The 24,046-nt window shown below is 46.0% G+C and carries 15 protein-coding genes; 10 read left to right on the forward strand and 5 right to left on the reverse strand.

Going from position 1 to position 24,046, the window contains the following annotated elements; genetic code table 11:
• Positions 1–105: 105 nt before the first annotated feature.
• The 4 genes from ACLGGO_RS12320 (at position 106) to ACLGGO_RS12335 (ending at position 7,194) form a co-directional block, all read left to right on the forward strand.
• A complete protein-coding gene (locus ACLGGO_RS12320) occupies positions 106–2,175 on the forward strand; it encodes a dynamin family protein (protein WP_446419536.1) in 2,070 nt (689 codons plus the stop codon).
• A 158-nt stretch (positions 2,176–2,333) separates the two neighbouring features.
• On the forward strand, positions 2,334–4,391 hold the full coding sequence (locus tag ACLGGO_RS12325) for a dynamin family protein (protein WP_446419537.1): 2,058 nt from the start codon (positions 2,334–2,336) through the stop codon (positions 4,389–4,391).
• An 84-nt stretch (positions 4,392–4,475) separates the two neighbouring features.
• Positions 4,476–6,554 (forward strand): dynamin family protein, encoded by a 2,079-nt coding sequence (locus ACLGGO_RS12330; protein WP_446336613.1) that lies wholly within the window; start codon positions 4,476–4,478, stop codon positions 6,552–6,554.
• Positions 6,555–6,816: 262 nt separating this feature from the next.
• A complete protein-coding gene (locus ACLGGO_RS12335; RefSeq protein WP_446336622.1) occupies positions 6,817–7,194 on the forward strand; it encodes a Crp/Fnr family transcriptional regulator in 378 nt (125 codons plus the stop codon).
• Between the two features lie 311 nt (positions 7,195–7,505).
• Here ACLGGO_RS12335 and murD read toward each other — a convergent pair whose 3' ends face one another.
• Positions 7,506–8,903 (reverse strand): UDP-N-acetylmuramoyl-L-alanine--D-glutamate ligase, encoded by a 1,398-nt coding sequence (murD, locus tag ACLGGO_RS12340; protein WP_446419538.1) that lies wholly within the window; start codon positions 8,901–8,903, stop codon positions 7,506–7,508.
• A 730-nt stretch (positions 8,904–9,633) separates the two neighbouring features.
• Here murD and ACLGGO_RS12345 point away from each other — a divergent pair.
• Complete coding sequence (locus ACLGGO_RS12345; RefSeq protein WP_446419539.1) at positions 9,634–11,721, forward strand: DUF4114 domain-containing protein; 2,088 nt, start codon at positions 9,634–9,636, stop codon at positions 11,719–11,721.
• Positions 11,722–11,994: 273 nt separating this feature from the next.
• Complete coding sequence (locus ACLGGO_RS12350) at positions 11,995–12,207, forward strand: hypothetical protein (protein ID WP_446419540.1); 213 nt, start codon at positions 11,995–11,997, stop codon at positions 12,205–12,207.
• A 150-nt stretch (positions 12,208–12,357) separates the two neighbouring features.
• On the opposite strand, the gene glyS is transcribed toward ACLGGO_RS12350, so the two are convergent.
• Positions 12,358–14,505: a glycine--tRNA ligase subunit beta gene (gene glyS / locus ACLGGO_RS12355; protein ID WP_446419541.1), complete on the reverse strand. Its 2,148-nt coding sequence runs from the start codon at positions 14,503–14,505 to the stop codon at positions 12,358–12,360.
• 100 nt (positions 14,506–14,605) lie between these two features.
• Positions 14,606–14,818, reverse strand: a complete 213-nt coding sequence (locus ACLGGO_RS12360; RefSeq protein ID WP_446419542.1) for a hypothetical protein — start codon at positions 14,816–14,818, stop codon at positions 14,606–14,608.
• A gap of 50 nt (positions 14,819–14,868) precedes the next feature.
• On the opposite strand from ACLGGO_RS12360, the gene ACLGGO_RS12365 reads away from it, so the two are divergent.
• Positions 14,869–15,600, forward strand: a complete 732-nt coding sequence (locus ACLGGO_RS12365; protein ID WP_446334550.1) for an HAD family hydrolase — start codon at positions 14,869–14,871, stop codon at positions 15,598–15,600.
• A gap of 160 nt (positions 15,601–15,760) precedes the next feature.
• Here ACLGGO_RS12365 and ACLGGO_RS12370 read toward each other — a convergent pair whose 3' ends face one another.
• Positions 15,761–16,456 carry a potassium channel family protein gene (locus ACLGGO_RS12370; protein WP_446334549.1) on the reverse strand — a complete coding sequence of 232 codons (696 nt, stop codon included), beginning with the start codon at positions 16,454–16,456 and terminating at the stop codon, positions 15,761–15,763.
• Between the two features lie 61 nt (positions 16,457–16,517).
• Positions 16,518–17,852 carry a TrkH family potassium uptake protein gene (locus ACLGGO_RS12375; RefSeq protein ID WP_446334548.1) on the reverse strand — a complete coding sequence of 445 codons (1,335 nt, stop codon included), beginning with the start codon at positions 17,850–17,852 and terminating at the stop codon, positions 16,518–16,520.
• Between the two features lie 247 nt (positions 17,853–18,099).
• On the opposite strand from ACLGGO_RS12375, the gene ACLGGO_RS12380 reads away from it, so the two are divergent.
• The 3 genes from ACLGGO_RS12380 to ACLGGO_RS12390 all read left to right on the forward strand — a co-directional run bounded on the left by ACLGGO_RS12380 (position 18,100) and on the right by ACLGGO_RS12390 (position 24,044).
• Positions 18,100–18,951: a methyltransferase domain-containing protein gene (locus tag ACLGGO_RS12380; protein WP_446419543.1), complete on the forward strand. Its 852-nt coding sequence runs from the start codon at positions 18,100–18,102 to the stop codon at positions 18,949–18,951.
• Between the two features lie 748 nt (positions 18,952–19,699).
• Positions 19,700–19,846, forward strand: a complete 147-nt coding sequence (locus ACLGGO_RS12385; RefSeq protein ID WP_446419544.1) for a hypothetical protein — start codon at positions 19,700–19,702, stop codon at positions 19,844–19,846.
• Positions 19,847–20,573: 727 nt separating this feature from the next.
• Positions 20,574–24,044, forward strand: a complete 3,471-nt coding sequence (locus tag ACLGGO_RS12390) for a CHAT domain-containing protein (RefSeq protein ID WP_446419545.1) — start codon at positions 20,574–20,576, stop codon at positions 24,042–24,044.
• Positions 24,045–24,046: the final 2 nt, after the last annotated feature.

Raw genomic sequence — 24,046 nt, forward strand, 5'->3', positions numbered from 1 at the left:
AGAACCCCTACACCCTCACACACCCGGTTCCCCGAACGAAGTGAAGCGGTAAAACCTGCCTTCATCTCCCCAAAGCGTTAATTACAAAAAACTAGGAGCCATACCGTGGATAATACCAGCTTACTCAGGGATTTGGAGCGCGTGGTGAGAGTGCGTCATCAAGCGGCGATGCATCTGAGTCAAATTGCCAAACGGCTGGAAAAAGCGGAGTTGGATGCTGAGGAAGCCTCCGGGAAATTGGGTCTAGAACGGGAAAGTGAAGATATCCGGATTGCCAGCGATAATTTGCAGAAGGGCTTATTTCGGCTGCTGGTATTAGGAGACTTGAAGCGGGGGAAAAGTACATTTCTCAATGCCTTAATTGGTGAAAACCTATTACCCGCAGATGTGAATCCTTGTACAGCCCTGCTGACGGTTTTGCGCTACGGAACGCAAAAAAAAGTTACGGTTTATTTTAAAGGAGATAAACCACCAGAATCCCTCGATTTTGCCAGTTTCAAGCAAAACTATACCATCGATCCCGCCGAAGCCAAACGCCTCGAAGTCGAGAAAAGCTCGGCATTTCCAGAGGTTGATTATGCTGTTGTCGAATATCCCTTACCCCTCTTAGAAAAAGGTATCGAAATTGTTGATAGTCCTGGGCTAAATGATACCGAAGCCCGGAATGAATTATCACTCAACTATATCCATAACTGCCACGCGATCTTGTTTGTATTCAAGGCAATGCAGCCTTGTACGCTGGAAGAACGCCGCTATTTAGAAAATTATATTAAAGGGCGCGGATTAACGGTTTTCTTTCTGATTAACGCTTGGGATGAAATCAGCAAAGGACTCATTGATCCCGATGATCCCGATGAACTTGAGGTCGCCCAAAATCGGTTACGCACCGTATTCCAAACCTATCTGGCTGACTACTGTCAAAAAGAGGGACACGATTGCTATGATGAACGAGTGTTTGAGATTTCCTCCCTCGAAGCATTGCGGCGGCGGGTGAAAACAAAAGAGGATTCACTGGAAGGAACAGGATTTCCGGCGTTTTTAGGGGCGCTAAATACCTTTTTGACCCAAGAACGCGCTGTGGCACAATTACGCCAAGCTAGAACTCTGGCGCGTCAAGTTTATAGCCGCACTCACGAAGCCATTGAACGGCGGATTCCTTTACTCGACCAAGATATTCAGGAATTGAAACAACGGATTCAGGGAGTTGAACCGGAGTTTGAGCAACTCACCCAAATCCGAGATCAATTTCAGGATGAAATTCGTACCGTGCGGGATACAAAAGGAAAAGGGGTGGCGGATTCATTTCGCACTTATGTGCTGAACTTAGAAAAGACATTTGAATCGGATTTCTTGCGCTATCAGCCGACGATTGACTTTCTGGAGTTCTTGCAACAGCAGAGACGGGAGGCGTTTAATGCTGCATTAAAGCAAGCTTTTGAGAAGTATATTCAGGATAAATTAGCGGAGTGGGAACGCACGGCGGAGGATTATTTAAAAGAGGCGTTCTCCCAACTTGCCCAAAGTGCGGCTAACTATGGCGCCACCTATAATCAGATTGTTGATTCTATGACTGAGAAATTAATTGGGCAAAGGATACCGCCGGGAGTGCGGGTTGACTCAGGAGAGGAGTCACCTAGCTGGACAAAATGGGCGATGGGTTTTTTCTCTTTAGCATCAGGAAATTTGGCGGGTGTCGCCTTAGCCGCCGCTGGGTTTAATTGGCAAAACATCCTGGTTAATTGGTTGGCGGTAATTGGGATTAGCAGCTTTTTATTGATTTTTACTGGATTAACGTTTTGGAATCCCATCGGATTGGCTTTAATGGGGTTGGGCGTGGGCGCACTGCAAGCTGAACAAGCCCGCCAAGAAGTGATGAAAGCGACAAAAAAGGAGTTTGTTAAATATCTACCACAACTCGCCCAGGAACAACAAGAACCCATTCGTCAAGCGGTTAAAGATTGTTTTGATAGTTATGAACGGGAAGTGATTCAACGCCTGAATGATGATATTGAATCTCGCCAAGCTGAGTTAGATAACTTGCTCAAGCAAAAAGAATCTCGTGAGATTAATCGACAAACTGAGTTAAAGCGGTTGAGAGGTTTAGATGCTGATGTATTAGCTGAATGTCAGCAGGTTGAATCGGTGTATGAGGAGTTATTGTTAGTACCGGGTTAAACTTAAACACATTGTAGGGTGGGCATTGCCCACCTATTTTATCGGTGGTTGGGGTCAATTTTACGGATAACGTTTTGCCCAAAACTGATAACTGGACTAAACCCACCATTCTCGCGATCGCGCTTGGGATCAACTAATGCTTAAGGAATCAATAAACCATGAGTTATACAATAGAAACAGACCGTTTCCTGAATAACTTAGAGCAAGTTGCCAGAGTGCGATCGCAAGTCGCCAAAAGTCTGGGTGAAATCGCCCAAACATTGGCACAATGGGAAGCCTCGGTAAAGGATACCTCTGGGAGTTTGGGGTTGGAACGGGATATTGAGGATTTAAGCCGAGCTAGCCAAACTTTACAACAAACTGTATTTAGAATATTGGTCTTAGGAGACTTAAAACGGGGAAAAAGTACGTTGCTCAATGCCTTAATTGGCGAGAATTTATTACCAGCCGATGTCAATCCTTGTACAGCCCTGCTAACAGTTTTACGCTACGGAACTCAAAAAAAAGTCACGGTGTATTTTAAAGGAGATAACTCCTCTCAATCTATCGATTTTGTCCGTTTTAAGCAAACCTATACAATCAAACCCAGCGAAGCAAAACGCCGAGAAGCCGAGAATAGTTTAGCATTTCCTGATGTATCTCATGCCGTTGTCGAATATCCCTTACCCCTCTTAGAAAAGGGAATCGAAATTGTAGATACTCCGGGGCTGAACGATACCGAAGCCCGGAATGAATTATCCCTTAACTATATCCACAATTGCCACGCGATCATGTTTGTATTCAGGGCAATGCAGCCTTGCACGCTGGAGGAACGCCGCTATCTAGAGAATTATATCAAAGGGCGGGGATTAACTGTTTTTTTTCTGATTAACGCTTGGGATGAAATCGGCAAAGGATTGATTAATCCAGATCATCTAGACGAACTTGAGCAGGTTCAAAATCGGTTACGGACTGTATTTAAAACCTATTTAGCTGACTACTGTAAAAACGATGGACAGGATTACTATGATCAACGAGTGTTTGAGATATCTTCCCTCCCAGCCTTGCGGCGGCGGTTAAAAAAACCCCAGGATTCTCTAGAAGGCACAGGATTTCCCCCATTTTTAAGGGCATTGAATACCTTTTTAACTCAAGAACGGGCTGTGGCACAATTACGGCAAGTCAGAACTCTGGTGCGTCAAGTTTATAGCCGCACTCACGCAGCCATTGAACGGCGAATTCCCTTACTGGATCAAGATATTGAGGGATTGAAACAACGGATTCAGGGGGTTGATCCTGAGTTTGAACAACTCACCCAAATTCGCGATCAATTCCGTGAGGAAATTCGTACCCTACGGGATACAAACGTCAAGAAAATAGTTAATTCATTTCAGACGTATGTGCTGAACTTAGAAACGACGTTTGAATCAGATTTTTTTCCCTATCAGCCGACAATTGACCTTTTGGAATTCTTACAACAGCAGAAACGGGAGACGTTTAATGCTGCATTGAAGCAAGCCTTGGAGCAATATCTTCAGGATAAATTAGCCGCGTGGGAACGCACAGCGGAGGATGCTTTGAAAGAAGCCTTTTCCCAACTTGCCCAAAGTGCGGCTAATTATGGTGCAACCTATAATCAGGTTGTTGATTCTATGAGCAATAAATTAATTGGGCAAACCCTACCCTCAAGAGTTCCAGTTGACTCAGGGGAGGAGTCACCCACTTGGACAAAATGGGCAATGGGTTTTTTCTCCTTAGCCTCAGGAAATATAGCCAGTGTCGCCTTAGCTGCTGTTGGTTTTAATTGGCAAAATATTCTGGTTAATTGGTTAGCGGTAGTTTTGACTCCTTTAGGGTTTTGGAATCCCCTAGGATTAGTGCTGCTGAGTTTGGGAGTGGGCGCCATGCAAGCTGAACAAGGGCGTCAAGCTGTGATTAAAGCGACGAAGAAGCAGTTTGTTAACTATTTACCCCAATTGGCACAGGAGCAACAAGAACCCATTCGCAAAGCAGTTGGTGACTGTTTTGAACGGTATGAGCAAGACGTAATTCAACGCATTAATGATGATATTCAATCCCACCAAATTCAATTAGAGAACTTGCTGCAACAAAAAAAAGGTCGTGAAATCAATCACCAAACGGAGTTAAAGCGATTGAGACAGTTAGATAGTGATATTTTAGCCCAATACTGGCAGATTGAATCCCTGTATGAGGAGTCAGGGTTAATACCGGGTTAACCTGAAACAAAGGAGCGGGTAGACAATACTTAGCTATTTTATCGGTTATGATCACTAAACGCATGGTATAGGGAGAAATCAACAATGAGTTATAAAATAGAAACAGACAGTTTCCTGAATAATTTAGAGCGCGTTGCCAAAGTGCGATCGCAAGTCGCCAGGAGTCTGGGTGAAATCGCCCAAACCCTTAAACAAGGGGAAGCCGCCGGCAAGGATACCTCTGGCGGTTTGGGGTTGGAACGGGATATTGATGATTTAAGCCGAGCCAGTACAAATTTACGACAAGGTGTATTCAGATTGCTGGTTTTGGGTGATATGAAACGGGGCAAAAGTACGTTTCTCAATGCCTTAATTGGCGAGAATTTATTACCCTCAGATGTTAATCCCTGTACAGCCTTATTAACCGTTTTGCGGTATGGACCGGAAAAAAAAGTCACCGTTCATTTTAATGATGGTACACCCCCCGAAGATATTGATTTTAAGAGTTTTAAGCGCCGCTACACGATTGACCCCGCTGAAGCCAAGCAACTGGAACAACAGAAAAAACAGGCGTTTCCTAATGTTGATTATGCTGTCGTAGAATATCCATTAGCGTTATTAAAAAAAGGTATAGAAATTGTCGATAGTCCGGGACTCAATGATACCGAAGCCCGAAACGAGTTATCTCTGGGATATATCAATAATTGCCATGCGATTTTATTTGTACTGCGGGCAACTCAGCCTTGTACTTTAGCCGAACGCCGTTATTTAGAAAATTATATTAAGGATCGGGGATTATCAGTTTTCTTTTTAATTAATGCTTGGGATCAGATTCGCGAAAGTTTGATTGATCCGGATGATCCGGAAGAATTAGCAGAATCGGAAGATAAAGTGCGGCGCGTGTTTCGAGCAAATTTAGCCGATTACTGTCAAGTCGATGGGTATGATATCTATGATGAACGAGTGTTTGAGATTTCCGCGATTAAAGCGCTGCGGTTACGAGTGAAGCAGCCAACATCGTCTCTGGAAGGAACTGGATTTCCTGAATTTATGGGCGCATTAAGTACATTTTTGACCACCGAACGAGCCGTGGCTGAATTTCGCCAAGCCAGAACCTTGGCGCGTCAAGGGTATAGTCATGTGCGAGAAGCGATTGAACGGCGGATTCCGTTGTTAGAACAGGATGTAAAGGGATTAAAAGAACGGATTAATTCGGTAGAACCTGAATTTAAGAAGCTCAATGATATCTGTCAACAGTTCCAAGCTGAAATCAAATCGGTACGGGATAGTAAGGCAAAGGCGGTGGCGGATTCCTTCCGGAATTATGTTTTAAATTTGGGGAATAGCTTTGAAGCTGATTTCATGCAGTATCAGCCGGATTTTCAATTCATGGATTTTTTGAGTCGAGGGAGACGGGAATCCTTTGAAGCGGGATTGCAACAGGCATTTGAGCGGTATATAAATGATAAATTATCTGCCTGGAGTTTAACGGCTGAAAAAGAGATGGATAGCGCGTTTTTGCAGTTATCGAAAAGTGCCGCCAGTTATGGCGCATCTTATACCAAAGTTACGGAGAAAATTACCGAGAAGTTAACCGGACAACGCATAACTCCAGTGATTGGGACAACCCCAGAAGACAATTCTCCCGCTTGGGCAAAATGGGCAGCGGGACTCTTTTCCTTGGCAAGGGGAAATATTGCTGGGGTAGCCATGGCGGGGGCGGGGTTTGATTGGAAAAATATTGCCCTTAATTTTATTACGGTGATGGGTGTAGGGGCGATGATTACTGCGGTTTCAGGGGTTGTTTTGGGACCTGTGGGATTGGCGTTATTGGGGTTAGGGGTTGGGGTTGTACAAGCAGATCAAGCGCGGAAGGAGTTGGTGAAAGCGGCGAAGAAAGAGTTAGTTAAATATTTACCCCAGGTAGCACGAGAACAATGGCAACCGATTCACGATGCGGTGAAAGAATGCTTTGATGTGTATGAGCGAGAAGTGACGGAACGGATGAATGATGATATTCAGGCGCGTAAGTCAGAGTTGGATAATTTAATCGCTCAAAAAGAGTCCCATGAGATTAATAATGGGGCAGAATTAGAGCGGTTGAGGAAATTAGAGACTGATGTCTCATCGGAAGTGGAACGGATTGAGGCGGCGTATCAGAATTTGTTGGTAGAAGCGAGTTGAGGGGTGAAATACCCTTGACAACCTTCGCGGGAACCCGATGTGTAGGGGCGGGTTTCACTACTATCGTTTCTGACTTAACCCAGATGTGACTAAACCCGCCCCGATTTGATCCGTTTTATCTATCAACGACATCACCGGAGTTGGGCGAAGCATTTGGGTAAAACATTTTAGACAAGTATGATCAGGTAGCCCCCCAAATGCTTCGCCCCTACATGAACAAACAAATGACATAAGACAAATGACGAATGACAAATGACAGAACATGGTAGAACCCGCAAACACAGTCAGCATCTTACAAAAACAGTCTGATCCTAAGACATTTTCTGCCGATCAGGTTATTTTCAAAGAAGGTGATCCAGCGAACTACATGTATGGCATCCTGGAAGGAGAAGTGAATATCTCGATCAATGGTAATATTGTAGAAACCATTGGTAAGGGTGAGGTGTTTGGTACCGGAACATTGATTGGAGTAGGTGACAGAAACTATAGCGCGATCGCGAAAACAGATTGCACCCTAGCATTTCTCGATCAGCAGCGATTTCTGTTTGCGGTTCAGGAAACACCAATTTTTGCTCTCAATGTGATGAAAAGTTATTCGGAACGCCTCAACCGATTAGCACATAATATCATGTCGGCTTGAATACTGCATCTGTGTTGCAACAATTTCAATCACCCTGGCAAAACGTGCGATCGCATCTTTCCCGAAATGGAATTTCAATCCCAATTAATTAGTTAAGATAATAGGGCACGATAGTATCGTGCCCCTACATCAGGGATAATTGATGGGGTAGGGGCACGGCATTGCCTTGTCCTAATCTAGTGTGTTTGTCCTGCTATAGCATTACCCAAAAGACACCTATCAAATCAGGGGCTCGCATCCCCTACTACGAACCCAACCTATTCCACCATTTTAGCTGTGCCGCGCCACGACAAAGTTGACATCCATCTTGACTAAGGACTAAAATTTTGCCAACACTGCTGACGGAAATCATCCCCCCGATGTTCAAAACTTTGATATTGGTCAAAGCTAGCACAAGCCGGTGAAAGTAAAACCACAGGCGCATTATCCTCTTGTGCTAATTCCGCTGCTCTAGGAACAGCTCGTGCCATAGTTTCCACAATTTCATAACGATAATACCCCAATTCCTGTAAGCGTTGGGCAAACGCAGGCGCCGCCTCCCCAATCAGTAAAACAGCCGCCGCTTTAGAGTGGATGGTGTTCAACCATTGAGTATCATCACCCGCTTTGGCTTCACCCCCAGCAATTAAAATAGCGGGACTATCAACCGCCGCTAATCCCACTTGCGCCGCATCATAGTTCGTGGCTTTACTATCATTAATAAAGTCGATACCCTGCCAGGTGATAATATGTTCTAAGCGGTGAGGAACACCAGGAAAATTCGTAATTGCCTCAACAATTGCCTGTTTCTCAATCCCAGCTAACCGCGCTACGGCAACTGCCATGAGTAAATTCTGCTGATTGTGATTCCCCACCATCCGCAAGGAATCCACGGGGACAATCGGTTCAGACTCTACCATCACCCAACCATTCTCAATATACACCCAGGGACGAGGCGTCGCGTCACGTCCCCTGACACTCGTCCAGTAAGCGTTTGACCAATGGGTTGTGCCCAACTGACGCAAATACGGGTCATCACCATTAAAGACTTGATCGTGCGATCGCGACAGTAACTCAGCTTTGATAGTGTAGTAATTTTCCAGCGTCTTGTGGCGGTTCAAGTGATCCGGCGTAAAGGTTGTCCACACCCCAATCGTTGGTGCTAAATCCCGTGACGACTCAATTTGATAACTACTAATTTCTGCAATAACCCAATCAATTGGAGATTGGGGTAGTTTCTCATGTAGAGACGCGCCATGGCGCGTCTCTAAGGACTGCGTCAGAGCCAGTTCACAAGCCGCATAGCCGATATTACCGCAGGCGGGTGCATGGAAACCAGCCGCTTGAAAAATAGCCGCAATCAGCGCCGTTGTCGTAGTTTTACCATTCGTCCCTGTGATACCAACCCAAGGAGAGGACTTGAGATAACGCCACGCCAGTTCCATCTCGCCAATAGTATCAATCCCGCGATTCCTAGCTTCAATTAAAACCGGGATATCCCAAGGAACACCAGGACTCACCACAATCAGTTCAGGTAAATCCCCATCGCCAAGGGTGAGGGAATAACCCAGTTTAACCGTAATTCCCTGACCCGTCAGCGCTTGTTGTTGCTGTTGCAAAGATTCAGAGGTTTTGCTATCACTGACTGTTACCGTCCACCCTTCCTGTTTCAGGAGTCGTGCGGCTGCCATTCCGGAGCGTCCCAGACCAATGACGTGAGCGTTGGGCATAACCTGATGATGGTTCGTTCGTTTAATTCTAATTACCATGTAGAAACGTTGCCTGCAACGTCTCTACAGTCCAGGCACTAATAATTCTACCAGAAGATAGCTGTGGGATTCTGCCTGAAGTGCGAGATTGAAAGAGACATCCGCACTCCTAAATCGGGAACTACTAGTTATCATGACCTATTTCTGTGACTTTCTTGCCATGTCCGGGTTGTAGTTTACATCGCTACAACAGCAATTATTCCAGCAACAACTACGAGGGCTTTTGGAACTGGACGACTTGTAAAGGTTGTATTTAGCCGCGAAATAAATTGAATTAGGTTCCCTGGAAACAATTATTTTATTTTTTTAGGGAACTTATTTTACTATTTACATCTATTTTTTTAGAGAAAATACTTCAGTTTTATAAGTCTGATAAAATTAATTCTTGTATTCTAAAAAAACAAAAATAAATAGTATTGTTTCATCAATTAAACAAAATAAAAACGAATATTAAGTATTATTAATTTGGTTACCTAACTTGCTAGTAAGGCTCTATTAATGGTACAAAGTAGAGAACATCGTGATAAAAATCTATTCAAAGAGACAGCACGATGTTAAGTTGAAGCCATGCTGTCAGAAAAAATACAGCAAATTCAACGATGACTAAATAAGGGGGAATTGCCAACCATTTCGCCAAAGAATAATATGCTCCAAATTAGCACTTTAGTCAAATAGTATTGGAGAGCAAACAATGTCACAAGTATTCACGGTTCAAAACCAGAAAGACAAAGGACAAGGTTCCTTAAGAGATGCGATCGCGCAAGCCCAGTCAGGAGATACAATTAAATTCGCCTCTCGTCTGAAAAATAAGACCATTAAGCTGACCAGTGGTCAACTCGAAATTGATAAAGACCTAACTATTGATGGGTCTAAGGCATCAGGTTTAACCATCAGTGGGAATAACAAATCCCGCGTTTTTTTCCTCCAAGGTGATCCAAGTTGGGAACCTATAGATGTTACGATAAAGAATCTAACCATTGCCAATGGCAAAACGACGGGAACAGGCGAAAACGCTTCCGGGGCAGGAATTTGGACTCATGGTTTCACCACGCTAGAGGTAGAGGGTATCAAATTTAAGAACAATCATGCTAACGGTGGAGGTGGTGGTGCCATCTTTGCTGGTTGGCGCAGCACGAACACCGTGATCAACAGTATATTTGAGAACAATAGCGCATCGGGCACCGACGGACGTGGTGGTGGTGCGATCGCGGTTAAAAGTGAAAGCTCTACGATTGTTCAGGATAGCGAATTTACCAAGAACAAAGGCTCTCACGGCGGCGCAATTAATACTTTATTGGGTGGCTTGACTGTAGAAAATTCCACGTTTACCAAAAACACCTCAACAGATGCCGGGGGAGCGATTTTAACCGATGGAGCATCAGCAACCTCTAATAGTAGCACAAAAGGCACGATAGAGATCAGTAACAGTCGGTTTGATGGTAATCAAGGTACAGGACAAGGCGGAGCGCTATTTCTCTATGTTTATGATGGTGACAAAGTAATCCTGAAGGATAGTACAGTCATCAATAATCAGGTGATTGCAGATGCCAAGGGAAATTCCCTTGGCGGTGGACTTCGCCATGGCAAGGGTGAGTTAATCATCCAGGATACCACATTTGCCTACAATCGAGCCTTCCAGCAAGGTGGGGGAGCATGGGTCGGCGAAAATGCACCCGTCACGATCGACAACAGCCTATTTTATGGCAACCGAGCCGAATCGGCAGATGGGAAAGGTGGGATAGGCGGTGCCCTAGCGCTACCGAGTGAATCCAATACCCGGAAAATCAGCAATACTACTGTTGCTGATAATTATGCTGGGTTTATGGGCGGAGGATTTGCCAACGGTGGAAACAATACCACACTAAAAAATACTCTGTTTGCTGATAATGTTGCCTACAATGGTGGCAATAGTTGGAATATTAACCACCACACAACCCAAGTCTTCAAAAATCAGGGCAGTAATTTTCAGTCAGAGTATCCCAATCCTAACGATACGAAAATAACAGCTAAAGCCAAGCTGCTTGACCCTCAATTAGGAGACTTCATCGATAATGGGGGTGCTGTACAAACCGCCCCGATACCGGGCAATCCAGAGGTGACAGGGGGTGCTACACTGGCGCCGACAGCAGGCGGCAATAGTTTGAGCAATAATGAACTCCACTTAGTCGCAGCGGTTGCTGATCAAACGACTGAGGTAGACGAACCATTGAGTTTTGATGGCAATAATCAGGATACTACACCTGCCAAAAATGACCCCATCCTAATCACTGACGGGGAACCCGAACTCATCGACTTGCAAGATCAAAACCGTCCAGTATCAGCCCATTTTTTCAATATTGAGAATAATGCTGGCTTTAACAATTCCGTCGGGTTTTACGTCGTTGAAAATGAACAAGGAGATGTTCAAGATACGGTAACGGGTCAACTGATTAGCCCTGATGAGGCAGGTTATGCTGAAGCGGCTTTAGCCCAACAAGTTGTTGGCGACATGAACCGAAATACAGGAAGTCTCCAAGTCGAGCTAGAAGCAGGAACTATTTTAGCGCCTTACATTATCGCTAATGGCACAACAGAAGAATGGTTGGCAACAAATCCGACAAATCAGCGCCTTGGTTATGCCGATCCCACTGCCTACTTTGCCTATTTAGGCGCTAATCCTGATGGGAAAGACCACGTCCGTCTACTCGGTGAGAACAAGTTTGGCTTTGAGGATGTGTTTGGTGGCGGTGATCTCGATTATGATGATATCACCGTCCAAGTTAATTTAACCGTTGCCTGAATTTTTTAACCAAAGAAAGGCAGAAGGCAGAAGGGCTAGAAAGCAAAAGTACCCAAGGGGGGGGTTACAAAAGCGGATTTGGGGAGGGGTCAGAATCTCCTTGGAGAGTGGAACCTCTGCCCTACAGCCTTTCATCTTCTGCCTTCTCAACCGATAGGGTGAAGCATTTGGGTCTAACATTTGGGATGATTACTATAGGCTTAATTTTCCAATGCGTCACCTCTATAGTTGGGTGCATCCATCTTTGTAAACTTATAGTGGGAGGATGGAGGTATGAATAAGAAGGAAAGGCGATTACAGCACAAAAGAAAGGCGAGTCTTTTGGGAACTTATACGTTATCAACCCAAGAGGTTCAACAGTGGATTGAAAAAAAATTGGGGATTTCCAATAGAGATATTGAGGAAAAAGGGCGGAACATGAAAGCTATGGAGGAGTTAAATGACCATATTCGCCGGAGACAACAAGAGCGGGATAAGGAATTGTGATACTGAGTAGGTGAGAAAAATTAAAGTTAGCGGCTCTTATCGTCATGGGTCTTATGTCAGGGTTTGAGGAATATTTACAAAACTTCATATAGTTGGGTTGATTTCCACTTAAGCATTGGGTTCAATTATTTGCTAAACCCTGCCTACTATTTAACTCTTGACGATCGCGCCAAAATCTGCCAGTACCCGGGCGTGGTTTCGCAGTAACCCCAATAGATTCAGCCGATTACGCCGAATCTCTGGATTGTCGTCCATCACCATTACTCCGGCTTCCTTATCATCAAAGAATGTACTTATAATTGGCGTAACATCTGCTAATGCATCAACAATTTGTTGGTAATTGCGCTCTTGTTGTGCAGCTTGGGTACGGGGAACTAACTCAACTAAAGCATCATAAAAAGCAGGTTCACTCGATTTTTGGAACAGATCAGGACGTACAACAGCGTTGGGATCTAACTGTTGAAAATCTAAGTCTCCTTGCATCGATAACCGCGCCGAACGGTTCACCGTTTCGTAGATTTCATCCAGCTTGCCGTTATTCCGAATTCCTTGCAGGAACAAGGCGCGAGAGCGAACATCTAACAAGTCTTTTAATGCCCGTTGTGTATAGTCGCGATCATTCTCACCTAAAACTGCATTCACCAAGTCATAATCAATCGTCTGTTCTTCTTGCAGCAAGGTGCGGATACGTTGTCGGAAAAACTCTTGTAAGGCTTCAACTGGTGATGATTTTCCTGGATAGGCGGCGACAAAATCGGCAGAGATATCCTGCAATAGCTGATCTAAATTAATCGCTAAATTACCATCCCAGGTAATATTAACCACCGCATTCGCTGCACGACGCAAGGCAAAGGGGTCAGAGGAACCTGTGGGAATCATGCCTAATCCAAAGATACTCACCAATGTATCCAAGCGATCAGCCAATCCTACCACTTGACCTGTCAACGTTTCTGGTAACTTGTCCCCAGCACCTCTGGGTAAATAATGTTCAAACATCGCCGTCGCTACGGCATCTGATTCACCACTGGCTAGAGCATACTTTTGTCCCATTACGCCCTGTAATTCAGGAAACTCATAGACCATTTGGGTGACGAGATCGGCTTTAGAAAGCGCAGATGCCCGAATAATATCATCCCATTGTGTCTGTGACACCGCCAATTGCTCAGCAATCCGTGACGCTATTTTTTCGATGCGCCCTACTTTCTGACGCATAGAGCCTAATTCATCTTGAAAGGTTACGGTTTCTAACTTGGGTAAATAACTCTCTAGGGGTGAGGCTAAGTCAGTTTTATAGAAATACTCTCCATCCGCTAAACGGGCGCGAATCACTCGTTCATTTCCGGCAGCGATCATATCTGATTTTGCCGGATCACCATTTGAAAGGGTAATAAAATAGGGGAGTAATTCTGTCGCTGTTTCATCCTTGAACACCGGGAAGTAGCGCTGATGGGTTACCATTACCGTTTTTACCACCTCTGGCGGTAGGATTAAGTATTCTGGATCAAATTGACCCACTATGGCGGTGGGATACTCTACTAAGTCGGTGACTTCATCCCATAATGCCTCATACAGTATGGTATGACCCTTAAGTTTTTGCGCCGCCGCCTGAACTTGTTCTTGGATGATATGCTTACGCCGATCGCGTTCTACAATCACAAAGGCTGATTCTAGGGATTTCACATAGTCCTCAGCGTGGGAAATTGTGACCGATTTGGGGTGTAAAATACGGTGTCCACGGGATGTGCGATCGCTCTTAATCCTTTCTGAACCATTCACTAATTCAATCGGCAACACCGTATCATCCAACAGCGCCACCAACCAGCGAATCGGGCGAGAAAACTTCAAGTCTCCATCCCCCCAGCACATAAACCGCTTCCCTTCTAAGCTAAAAATCCATTGGGGGATCACGTCGCTGAGAATCTCAATCGCCGAACGACCAATTATTTTCTTGACAACAAAGACAAATTCCCCTTTATCCGTCTCTCGGATTTCTAGATCATCAAGGGTAACTTCCTGCTTACGAGCAAACCCTTCGGCGGCTTTAGTTGGTTTCCCGTCTTTAAATGCGGCTTTGACAGGTGGACCTTTGACTTCCTCTTCGCGGTTGGGTTGTTGGCTTGGTAATCCTTGAATCAGTACGGCTAGACGACGGGGTGTACCGTACACCTGGATGGCTTCAGGAGTCAGCAGTTGTTCGTCAAGACTTTTTGACAGGCGCGACTGCCATTGTTTAATCGCACTCTCTACGAAATTTGCGGGTAATTCTTCTGTACCGACTTCCAATAAGAATGTAGCCATAGTGGATCGCGCTTCGTGAACAGAGGGGTTTCGTCTGAGTAGGAGAACGTTTGCCAGCAGAGTATAGTTGCTGCCAGTTTTCCCAGTTTAACCCTATTCGTCATTCGTCATTCGTCATTCGTTGATTAGGAAATCTCTTCCTCTCCCCAGCTCCCTCTGCTCCCTCTGCTCCCTCTGCTCCCTCTGCTCCCCCTGCTCCCCCTGCTCCCCCTGCTCCCTCTGCTCCCCCTGCTCCCCCTGCTCCCCCTGCTCCCTCTGCTTCCCCTGCTCCCCCTACACCTCCGCCCCCTCCTGTACGAATTATCAGCAACATGGGAAGATGATCTCTAATAGCTGATGTGCCGTGTTCTAGGAGTGTAACCCTTGGTAACCATTCGCTGTCGGGAGGTGACATTCCCGAATATAGAAGCGATCATTTTCGATAAAGATGGGACGTTAGAAGACTCACAAGTCTTTTTGCGAGAATTGGCATATAAGCGATCGCGCTTGATTGATGCTCAAATCCCCGGTACTGGCGAACCCTTGCTGATGGCGTTTGGGATTCAGGATGATACCCTTGATCCGACGGGATTAATGGCGGTGGGTAGCCGTCGGGAAAGTGAAATTGCCGCAGCGGCTTATATTGCCGAAACGGGGCGTGGTTGGTTAGAATCTCTGGAGATTGCCCATCATGCCTTTGCGGAAGCGGAGCGATATCTCAAGGATGCAGCCGGCACTTCACCGTTATTTGCAGGAAGTTTAGATGTCCTCAAATCCCTGTCTGAAGCGGGTTTAAAATTGGGAATTCTGTCGGCGGCTTCGACTGCAGGGGTGCAAGCCTTTGTGAAACGTCACCAGTTAGAGCCTTATATTCAATTGCAACAAGGCGTTGATACAGAATTGAGTAAACCTGATCCGGCGCTATTTCTGCAAGCCTGCGAAGGTTTGGGCGTTTGTGCGAGTGCAACGCTGATGGTGGGAGATTCAGCAGGAGACATGGTGATGGCAAGTCGTGCGGGTGCGGCGGGTTGTATTGGAATTAGCTGGGGAACATCAGTTCATTTCCAGGATGCAGATGTTGCGATCGCGCAATTGGATGAAATTCAAGTTTTATGAATTATTAATGATGAAAGATAGGGGAATCAGGGCGGGCGCGAGTCACATCTAGGTGAGAGAAGAAAGGATAGTAGTCAAAAGAGTTCCTACATTACCTTTTCCCTGTTCCCTGTTAACAGTTAACTGTTAACTGTTAACTGTTAACTGTTAACTGTTCCCTTTAAATAGGCAAACGCTCAATATCTCGATTTGAGCCAATCACCACCATCGCAAACCCCTTAAACAGGCGAGTTGTGGGGGCGGGATTAATCTCAAACTGCTCATCTTGACCAACCGCCAATAAGTTTAAGCCATAGCGATTCCGCAGTTGCAGTTCCATCACGGTTTTGCCATGAAACTCTTCGGGAACTGATATCTCCACAATACTGTGATGCGGGTCTAGCTCAAAGCGATCTAAAATAGACGGCTGAGTCAGCGATCGCGCCAAGGCACAACCGGCTTCGTATTCCGGATAGACAACTCGATCTGCGCCAACACGCTCTAAGAGTTTACCATGAACTTCCGAGGAAGCTTTAGCCACTACATAAGGAACTCCTGCTTCCTTGATATTGAGCGTGGTAATAATACTTTCCTGTAAATAGTTGCCAATGGCAATAATCACCGTATCAAACTCAAAAATTCCCGCCTCTCTTAAGGCTTTAGGATCGGTGGAGTCGAGTAGAACCGCGTGGGCGGCGATTTGGTCAGTCAAGACTTGACTGACGAGTTTTTCGTCAATGTCCGTTCCCAGAACTTCATATCCCAGTTGGTGCAGGGAGGAACAAACTCCCCGCCCAAACCGCCCTAAACCAATGACGGCAAATTGTTTATTTTCGCGGCGCAGGTTCCGCAAGAACCCTACAGATGTCCAACTCACACGGTTGTCCTTTCTTCAATCAAGCCTAACTGATGATAACTCGACCTCGGTGAGATTAGCATTATCCGACCAGTAGATTTTCCTCCGGATAACGGATGTGGCTAGGACGCGGATCTCCCAACAGGGTACCCATAAAGACCAAAATCCCCACCCGCCCGATAAACATCGTTCCCACTAAAATCAGTTTTCCCCAAGCCGAGAGACTGGCGGTGATTCCCGTGGATAGCCCCACTGTCGCAAAGGCAGACACCACTTCAAATAGGAGTTGGATAAACTCAACCTGGGGATCTGCGATCGCGATTAAAATAGTCGCTAGAATTACAGTCCCGACGGAACCGACTAGAACCGCCATGGCTTTTAAAATCAGGTTCAGGGGCACCTGACGTTCGTAAAGATAGACTTCCTCTTTGCCCTGTAACATGGCTTTGGTACAACTGACCAACACCCGAAACGTCGTGGTTTTGATACCGCCCCCGGTTCCTCCTGGACTTGCACCGATAAACATGAAGGCAATTGTCATAAATAAACCAGCTGCTGTCATTTTACCCAGATCAATGGCGTTAAATCCTGCGGTTCTCGTGGTGACTGATTGAAACCAAGCGTTTAACACTTGATTCTGTAGACTCAATTCTTCTAGGGTTTCCGGATTATTTGCCTCCACAAAGAAAAAGGCGATTGTGCCTAGGATTAACAGGAATAGTGTGGTACTGGTTGCCACTTTTAAATTCAGAGAGAAGGTAAGTTTTTCATGCTTATTCATGACGCGATCGCGTAACCAGAGATACAGTTCAAAAATGACCGGTTGACCAATTCCACCTAAGATAATCAGTCCCGAAATAATCCCAATTAACAAAATAGATGACTGATAGCCCATTAAACTATCCGCAAACAAACTAAACCCGGCATTATTCCAGGCGCTAATACTGTGAAAAAGGGCAAGCCACAATCCTTGATTCCAGCCATGTTCTGGAACAAATACGAGTAACAACAGGAAAAATCCGGTTAATTCAAAAAGCAAGGCTGTGGCAATAATTGAGCGAATAACAAACGTACTATTTTCTAAACCTGGAAGGTCAAGGGCTTGTTGAATCGCTATTTTATGGCGCAAATTAAACCGCCGACGCACCAAGAGTAACATAAACGTCGTGATTGTCATATACCCTAACCCCCCAAGCTGGAATAGGGCGAGGACAAAAACCTGACCGACGCCAGAAAAATAACTGCCGGTATCGACTACGGCTAAACCTGTGACACAGACAGCCGAGGTGGCGGTAAATAAGGCGGTAATCAGATCAGTCCAGGTTCCATCCTGGGTAGAAATGGGTAAGATTAACAGAAACGTGCCTATGGTAATCATGGTTAGGAATCCGAGGCAAATCGTGCGCGGAATAGTCATGAGACGTGACAAATTATAGTGTAGAGCCGGGTTGACGCATTTAAACAGGCTTGTTACCTGTCACTGTTTGACAAAACCCGCCCTGGGTCAATTGGATAGAGTCTTTAAAATCTTTTATCACATTTTTATGGATTTTCGCATCGGATTTGATGAAGAAATCAGTTCATTGAGTTGCAAACCACTGTAAAATCTAAAAGGGTAAAAACATAAGACATAAGACATTAAGACATAAGACAAAGGACAAGTAATGAGTTCAACACTTCAGCGTCAAATTCAGCAGTTTTACGACGCCTCATCTGGACTGTGGGAACAGGTTTGGGGCGAACACATGCACCATGGTTATTATGGTCCGATGGGTCGCGAGAAAAAAGGTCGGCGTCAGGCGCAAATTGATTTAATTGAGGAACTGCTGAGTTGGGGTGAAGTACAGCATCTGGAGAAAATCTTGGATGTGGGGTGTGGGATTGGCGGGAGTTCTCTAGACTTAGCCCAACGGTTCGGTGCTAAAGTACAAGGGATTACCCTGAGTCCGGTACAAGCGGCGAGAGCAACAGAACGGGCAAAAGAAGCGGGGTTGGAGGCTGAGGTGGAATTTCAGGTAGCTGACGCCTTGGATATGCCCTTTGCGGATAACTGTTTTGATTTAATCTGGTCCTTAGAAAGTGGGGAACATATACCTGATAAGCAGAGGTTTCTGGCAGAATGTTACCGTGTCCTGAAACCGGGCGGAACATTTCTGATGGCGACGTGGTGTCATCGTCCAATTACGCCAGCCACGGGAGAATTGACGGCAAATGAAAAGGAGCATTTAGAGCAAATTTACCAGGTTTACTGTTTACCTTACGTGATTTCGTTGCCAGAGTACAAAGCAATTGCCCGTGAGTTATCCTTTTCTAATATTCGCACGGATGATTGGTCAGATGCAGTAGAACCGTTTTGGGATATTGTCATTGATTCAGCGTTTGAACCCCAAGCGTTAATGGGTTTACTCAGAAGTGGTTGGGGTACAGTGCAAGCGGCGCTATCATTGGGGTTAATGAGTCGGGGGTATCGGCGTGGTTTGATTCGGTTTGGTGTACTCTGTGCTCAGAAGTCTTAATCTGCAAACACTCATGGATGTAAGTTTTGAGTGGGAGATGGAAAAATTGTGTAGGGGCGGGTTTTACTACTATCTTTTGGGTTGCATCCAGATGTAAATAAACCCGCCCCTACTAAGGTTCATTCCCCCGCCAAGAACTCAAGTTCTTGGCTAAAAGCACAAGTCGTCTTTAGACGACTCAAATTATTATAGAAACAACCCCAAAAGTTAGACACGTCTGTCTGCATTGAAACAATTAACGGCGTTTAGTTGATGTCCTAATTACCCTGGGGTTAAACGCTCATGGATGTAAGTTTTGAGTGGGAGATGGGAAAATTGTGTAGGGGCGGGTTTTACTACTATCTTTTGGGTTGCATCCAGATGTAAATAAACCCGCCCCGACTCAGGTTTTATGAGGAGAATTACCATGACCACCGCCGATCAGGTTAAACTGATTCAAACAGGAACTACCCAAACCCTAACCATTCCCCCGCCAAGAACTCAAGTTCTTGGCTAAAAGCGCAAGTCGTCTTTAGACGACTCAAATTCTTATAGAAACAACCTCAAAAGTTAGACACGCCTGTCTGCATTGAAACAATCAACGGTGTTTAGTTGATGTCCTAATTACCCTGGGGTTAAACGCTCATGGATGTAAGTTTTGATTGGGAGATGGAAAAATTGTGTAGGGGCGGGTTTTACTACTATCTTTTGGGTGGCATCCAGATGTAAATAAACCCGCCCCGACTAAGGTTTTATGAGGAGAATTACCATGACCACCGCCGATCAGGTTAAACTGATTCAAACAGGAAATATCCAAACCCTAACCATTCCCCCGCCAATAACTCAAGTTCTTGGCTCAAAGCGCAAGTCGTCTAAAGACGACTCAAATTATTATAGAAACAACCCCAACAGTTAGACACGTCTGTCTACATCGAAACGCTTTTGCTATACCCTAGTGCGATCGCAGATTTTGTCGGGTGCGTTAATGAAATGTAACGCACCATGTATAGCTTGATTGAGTCTATGTCTGTCGTTCTGAGTCGGGGTTGAGTCTCAAAGCGTCGTCAGCGAGGCTCAGAGCGTCCTTAGTCGAGGCTTAAAGCGTCCTTAGTCGAGGCTCAAAGCGTCCTTAGTCGAGGCTCAGAGTGTCCCCAGTCAAGGCTCAAAGCGTCATGGGCGAGGCTCAGAGCGTCCTTAGTCGAGGCTCAGAGTGTCCCCAGTCGAGGCTTAAAGCGTCATGAGCGAGGCTCAGAGCGTCCCTAGTCGAGGCTTAAAGCGTCATGGGCGAGGCTCAGAGTGTTCCTAGTCGAGGCTCAAAGCGTCCTTAGTCGAGGCTCAACAGAGCAATCTAACCATTCCCCCGCCAAGAAATCAAGTTCTTGGCTAAAAGCGCAAGTCGTCTAAAGACGACTCAAATTCTTATAGAAACAACCCCAAAAGTTAGACACGTCTGTCTGCATTGAAACAATTAACGGAGTTTAGTTGATGCCCTAATTACCCTGGCGACTGCTATATCCAGTCAGCTCTCTTCTGACTTGAGCTTTAGGTTCCTTGGGTTTAAACCCAAGGCGGTTGCTGTTAACCCCATCACTCCCTCTGTCTTTTGCTATACCATAGTTAGCATCTCCTGCCTCAATTGCCCCATGGATGAACAACGCCAACAAGCCTATCTAACCCTGATTAATACCCTATTAACCTGTCCCAATGGTGAGGAAGGGCAGACATTACAGGATAACGCCGAGTTCGTTGATGCCGGGTTAGTGGCAACCATGGCACAGGTGGCGGAAGCGTTCGCAGAGAGGGGCGATGAAAATGCGGCGCAGTTTTTAATCGGAATGGCGAATCAGTTAGGGGAATTCTTGGGATTATCTGACTCAACGGCTACTCCTGAAGCCCAACTGCGTTTCCTGATGCAAGTATTACAAGCAACGTCAGATAGTGATGTTGAGCCGCAAGTTGTCTATCCCCTCCTCCAGGAAAACCTGCATCTATTGGATGATAACTTTGCCCGGATATTGCGCGACTTGGGAACAAAACTGGCAGAGGTGGAAGCCGAACAAGCCCAAGCTATTGCCGCAGATATTGGTAATTTTAGTAATCTGATCGAAGATTTCCCTCTAGGAAGTCAAGCAACTAACCTGGAAATCGCGATTACGGGTTATGAAGTGATGCTAACTCTCTTTACCCGCGAGAATCACTCAGAAACCTGGGCATCAATTCAAAATAATCTGGGTGCTGCCTACTCTAACAGAATCAGGGGAGAAAAGGCAGAGAATATAGAATTAGCGATCGCATCTTATCAAGCCGCCCTTCAAGTCAGAACCCGTGACGCCTTTCCTAGCGATTGGGCAATGACGCAAAATAATCTGGGGATTGCCTACTCTGACAGAATCCGGGGAGAGAGGGCTGAGAATATCGAAAGTGCGATCGCATCCTATCAAGCCGCCCTTCAAGTCAGAACCCGTGACGCCTTTCCTAGCCAATGGGCAACCACGCAAAATAATCTGGGTAATGCCTACGGTGACAGAATCAGGGGAGAAAGGGCAGAGAATATCGAAAGTGCGATCGCATCCTATCAAGCCGCCCTGCAAGTCAGAACCCGTGACGCCTTTCCTAGCGACTGGGCAATGACGCAAAATAATCTGGGTGCTGCCTACCGTAACAGAATCAGGGGAGAAAGGGCAGAGAATATCGAAAATGCGATCGCATCCTATCAAGCCGCCCTGGAAGTCTACACCCGTGACGCCTTTCCTAGCGACTGGGCAATGACGCAAAATAATCTGGGGATTGCCTACTCTGACAGAATCCGGGGAGAAAGGGCAGAGAATATCGAAGATGCGATCGCATCCTATCAAGCCGCCCTGGAAGTCTACACCCGTGACGCTTTTCCTAGCCAATGGGCAACCACGCAAAATAATCTGGGGATTGCCTACAGTGACAGAATCCGGGGAGAGAGGGCAGAGAATATCGAATGTGCGATCGCATCTTATCAAGCCGCCCTTCAAGTCAGAACCCGTGACGCCTTTCCTAGCCAATGGGCAACCACGCAAAATAATCTGGGTGCTGCCTACTCTGAGAGAATCCGGGGAGAAAGGGCAGAGAATATAGAAAGTGCGATCGCATCCTATCAAGCCGCCCTGGAAGTCTACACCCGTGACGTCTTTCCTAGCGATTGGGCAGGTACGCAAAATAATCTGGGTGCTGCCTACCGTAACAGAATCAGGGGAGAAAGGGCAGAGAATATCGAAAGTGCGATCGCATCCTATCAAGCCGCCCTTCAAGTCTACACCCGTGAGGCTTTTCCCCAAAACCATGCTACAACCCAATTTAACCTAGGACTTGCCTACCGAGACGCCCAACAATTGGACAACGCCTATCATGCCTTTGCCGCAGGGATTGATACCGTTGAATTCCAGAGAGTAGAGATTAGTTTAGGTACGGCTAATGATGCCGATAAACAGAAATTAGCGGAAGAATGGAATAAGCTCTATCTCAATATGATCGAAGTCTGTCTAGAATTAGCAGACAATACCCAAGCCTGGGAATACATCGAACGCAGCAAAACCCGTAACCTGATTGACAACCTCACCAGCCGCAGCCTTTACCCCGATGGCGAAATTCCCACCCAGATCAAAAGCCAATTGCAACAGCTACAGCAAGAGATTCTCATTGAACAGCGACGGTTAAATCAGTTACAGGCGGCTGGGGAACAAAAGTTATCAGCAAAATCGATAACTGTAGAAGAGATAGACTACAGCCATATTAACCAACTGCGCCAGCGTTACAACGAACTTTATCCCTATAAACCCCTCAAGTTTGACCAACTCTCCCCACTGATTGATAAAAATACGGCAATTATTGAATGGTATATTTTCGATGATTGCTTCCGTGCGGTGATTATTAATGACCTAACCCCCCAGCCCCCTTCCCTGCAAGGGAAGGGGGAGAATTTAGGGAATAACGAGAATTTAGAAAATAACGAGAATTTAGGGAATGATAATCAGAATTCAAAGCCTCTCTCCTCGCAGGAGAGAGGTTTGGAGAGAGGTTTCCCCTCCATTTGGACATCCACCCCTGAAGACTTAACCAACCTCGAAACCTGGGCTGATGACTATCTTGATGCCTACTACGCCCCCAGACTAGCCGAAACCGACAGGGAAACAGAACAACTCCAACAAGACTGGCAAACCTCACTCCCCTCACGCCTCAACCAGCTAGCCGAAATACTCCATATTAACGATATCCTCACCCACATTCCCGAAACCTGCACCCAATTAATCCTGATTCCCCATCGCTATCTCCACCTATTCCCTCTCCACGCCTTAAACCTATTCCCCCGTTTCCCTGACGGTATCCGTTATCTCCCCAGTTGCCAACTCCTGCACCAACTCCAGCAACAACAACGCCCCGACTTCCAGCGCCTATTTGCCATTCAAACCCCCACATCAGACTTATATGAAAAAGACATTGGCGCAGTATCTGCCATCAAAACCCAATTTCCCCAGATTGATAGCCTCAAAAGAGACAAAGCCAGCAAATCCGCCCTCCTCTCCTCTAGGGAAACCCTCGACGCCGCCAACTGTCTGCTATTCTTCTGTCACGGCTATTTTAATCTCGATTCTCCCCTCGATTCCGGCTTAGAGTTAGCCGATGATAACCTCACCCTAGAAGACATCATCGCCCATTTCCGCCTGAGTCATTGTCGCCTCGTTACCCTTTCCGCCTGCGAAACTGGGTTAACCGACATCAACAATATCAGCGATGAATATATCAGCCTCCCCTACGGTTTCCTGTTAGCGGGTAGTACCAATGTTGTCAGCAGCCTGTGGGAAGTCAGCGCCTTTGCCACCGCCCTCCTCATCGTCAAATTCTACCAAGAACTCCAGCATCAAGAGAACCTCGCCCTCGCCCTGAATACCGCCCAATGTTGGTTACGAGACACCACTGTCAAAGGTTTTCAAGACTGGCTTCCCAATTCCCCCTTCAGTACCACCTGGCAGATAGAATTAAAAAAGTATTTCCAGTATCTGGAAACCGAACAAGGGGAAACAGCCCAACCCTTTAACAATCCCTATTATTGGGCTGCATTTTGTCTGATTGGCAAAGGAGTTTAATA

The organism is Coleofasciculus sp. (assembly GCF_046565525.1).
Taxonomy (GTDB): Bacteria; Cyanobacteriota; Cyanobacteriia; order Cyanobacteriales; family Coleofasciculaceae; genus Coleofasciculus.

Coding starts and splice junctions, on each gene's coding strand:
- ACLGGO_RS12385 (WP_446419544.1), top strand. CDS start 19,700: ATGACCACCGCCGATCAGGTTAAACTGATTCAAACAGGAAATATCCAA.
- ACLGGO_RS12335 (WP_446336622.1), top strand. CDS start 6,817: ATGGTAGAACCCGCAAACACAGTCAGCATCTTACAAAAACAGTCTGAT.
- ACLGGO_RS12330 (WP_446336613.1), top strand. CDS start 4,476: ATGAGTTATAAAATAGAAACAGACAGTTTCCTGAATAATTTAGAGCGC.
- murD (WP_446419538.1), bottom strand. CDS start 8,903: ATGCCCAACGCTCACGTCATTGGTCTGGGACGCTCCGGAATGGCAGCC.
- ACLGGO_RS12345 (WP_446419539.1), top strand. CDS start 9,634: ATGTCACAAGTATTCACGGTTCAAAACCAGAAAGACAAAGGACAAGGT.
- ACLGGO_RS12325 (WP_446419537.1), top strand. CDS start 2,334: ATGAGTTATACAATAGAAACAGACCGTTTCCTGAATAACTTAGAGCAA.
- ACLGGO_RS12380 (WP_446419543.1), top strand. CDS start 18,100: ATGAGTTCAACACTTCAGCGTCAAATTCAGCAGTTTTACGACGCCTCA.
- ACLGGO_RS12375 (WP_446334548.1), bottom strand. CDS start 17,852: ATGACTATTCCGCGCACGATTTGCCTCGGATTCCTAACCATGATTACC.
- ACLGGO_RS12360 (WP_446419542.1), bottom strand. CDS start 14,818: ATGTTGCTGATAATTCGTACAGGAGGGGGCGGAGGTGTAGGGGGAGCA.
- ACLGGO_RS12350 (WP_446419540.1), top strand. CDS start 11,995: ATGAATAAGAAGGAAAGGCGATTACAGCACAAAAGAAAGGCGAGTCTT.
- ACLGGO_RS12390 (WP_446419545.1), top strand. CDS start 20,574: ATGGATGAACAACGCCAACAAGCCTATCTAACCCTGATTAATACCCTA.
- glyS (WP_446419541.1), bottom strand. CDS start 14,505: ATGGCTACATTCTTATTGGAAGTCGGTACAGAAGAATTACCCGCAAAT.